The organism is Desulfovibrio sp. 1214_IL3152 (assembly GCF_036763055.1).
Taxonomy (GTDB): domain Bacteria; phylum Desulfobacterota; class Desulfovibrionia; order Desulfovibrionales; family Desulfovibrionaceae; genus Desulfovibrio.
Genome location: NZ_JBAIYW010000427.1, coordinates 1 through 2,374 on the forward strand (window position 1 = coordinate 1; position 2,374 = coordinate 2,374).

General features: G+C 54.3%; 1 protein-coding gene. It reads right to left on the reverse strand.

The window, feature by feature from the left end:
- Positions 1–198: 198 nt before the first annotated feature.
- Positions 199–1,470 carry a sulfate adenylyltransferase gene (gene sat, locus V6C07_RS09030; protein WP_333536084.1) on the reverse strand — a complete coding sequence of 424 codons (1,272 nt, stop codon included), beginning with the start codon at positions 1,468–1,470 and terminating at the stop codon, positions 199–201.
- Positions 1,471–2,374 lie beyond the last annotated feature (904 nt).

The window sequence follows — 2,374 nt, forward strand, 5'->3', positions numbered from 1 at the left end:
TCGCGCCGCCGGAACTTGCAAAGAAACGGGCCGGACCGCGCGGCGGCGGCACCGCGGCACGATTCCTGAACCCTGAATGTATCATACCTCTATAGGCTTTTTTTGCCCTCAGGTAAAGCATGGCGTGGCTGCAGCGAGTACGGAAAAAACAAAAGGACGCCCTTGCGGACGTCCTTTCGCGTTGTGACTGCGGCAACCCTACATGGTGGAACCAGAGGCGGCACGCTGCATCTTGACTTCGACTTTTTCGGTCAGGCCGGAATAGTATTCGCGCAGGATGGCGAGCACTTCATCGCGACCGAAGTGATCCGGCACTTCCGCGCCTTCGGAGAGCATTTTGCGCAGCTTGGTGCCGGACAGGATGACGCGGTCATCCTTGCCGTGCGGGCAGGTGCGCATGCTCGCCATGCCGTCACACTTCTTGCAGTAGAAGGTCCAGTCGATGTTCAGGGGTTCGCAGAGCAGGCGTTTGGCCGGATCTGCGGAGGCAGGCATTTTGCGGAAGATTTCCTGGGCTTCAAACATGCCATAGAAGTCGCCCACGCCGGCGTGGTCGCGGCCCACAAGCAGGTTGTTGATGCCGTAGTTCTGGCGGAATGTGGCGTGCAGCAGGGCTTCACGCGGGCCGGCATAGCGCATGTCCAGGGGGTAACCGGCCTGGATGACAAAGTCTTTCACAAAGTACTTGTCCACCAGGGTGTCGATGCACCTGACGCGCACTTCGGCCGGGATGTCGCCGGGCTTCAGGGAGCCGACCAGGGAGTGAATGACCACGCCGTCGCACACTTCCACGCCGATTTTGGCAAGGTATTCATGCGAACGGTGCATGGGGTTGCGCAGTTGCAGGGCGGCAACCTTCTGCCAGCCGCGTTCGTCCATCTTGGCGCGCAGCTGGGCGGGGGTCATGTACACGCCGGGGAACTTTTCGGGGAATTCGCCCTGGGAGAGCACTTTCACGGGACCGGCGATATTGTATTCCTTCTGGGCCAGAACCATTTTCACGCCGGGATGGTCTTCGGGGGCCACTTCCCAGAATTTTTCAGAGTCAGGGCCTTCGCCCTTGAAGACCAGCTCGCACTCCATCTTTTTGTCGGCTTCGGTCATTTCATAGATTTCTTCGACCTTCATGGTCGCCATGACTTCGCCCTTGCGCACCAGGGCCACTTCTTCCCCGACCTTGATGCTCTTGGCTTCGTCAGCGGAGACGTCAAGGGTTACGGGCACAGGCCAGAAGGTGCCGTCGGTGAGGGTCATTTTTTCACACACGCTTTTCCAGTCGGCCTTGTTCATGAACCCGTTCAGAGGCGAAAAGCCGCCAATGCCCATCATGATGAGGTCGCCCTTGGCGCGGGAAGAAATTTCGATCTGCTTGAGGCCAGCGGCCTTTTTCTTTTCATCTTCCAGGGCCTTGCCTTCAAGCAGGCAACAGACCAGACCCTTACCGCCGTGAGGAGCTACCAACTTGGACATCGCGAAATCCTCCGTGTTTTGGTTATGACAGCCTCCCGCCACGGCAGTACGCACAGCCGGAATGGGGAGGGCTTCTCTCGAAATCCATCTTGTGAATAATCTAACAAAAAGTCAACTACCTCTTGCAAAATTTCCTGACCCGCAAACATCTGAAAAAGCGAAAAGGCCTTGTCTAAAGCCAAGAAACATAAATGCCATCTTACGACATGTTTTTAAAAAAGAGAAGCCCCCCGGCTGAAAAAAAAGCACATTGTCTTTGTTTTGCCATTTGCTCGGATGGAGAAAAATAGTACAGATAAAGGGATTTTTATACCGGGCACATTGATTGCCGTATGGAAAAATATCATATAATATTATAATATTATTAAATATATTTTAAAATTGACAGATTGTGTCACACAAGGCGGTGGAAAATAAAATTAGTCATTCGCTGCCCTTGCACGGCCTGAAAGGGGCGATGGCGCTTTTTTTCGCAATCTCGCGAAAAGGCGATTTTTCGGCAGGAACAAAAAGATTATTTGAAAAGACGGGCTGTTGCCGCTTCGTATTTGAGCGGAGTTATGTTCGCGGCATTTGAGAGTGCGTCAGGCGCAGGCACGCTTGCAGGCCAAAATCACGTAATATATTTAATGTATTGGGAATAATATGCCAGATCGTTTTGGGGGGTGAGCAGCCTTGTGCGGCTGTTGTCAAAGGGTTTTGTGCAAATGCATGGGTGTGAGTCGGCATGCCCCTTCAGTCTGCTCTTGTCAGTGCGCGGTTTGCGAGGCGTCGCGCCTGCTTGCGGTTGACGCTCCGCTCCAATGCAAACGTGCTTCAGCCCTGGGGCTGAAGCACGTTGCGCTGAAGACAGCGGCACTGCCGGCTGGTTGTGCGGCAGGCATGCCAAAACTGAAGAGACGGC

Bases quoted from the DNA above. Each gene is read 5' to 3' on its own strand.
- sat (WP_333536084.1), bottom strand. From the start codon at position 1,470: ATGTCCAAGTTGGTAGCTCCTCACGGCGGTAAGGGTCTGGTCTGTTGC.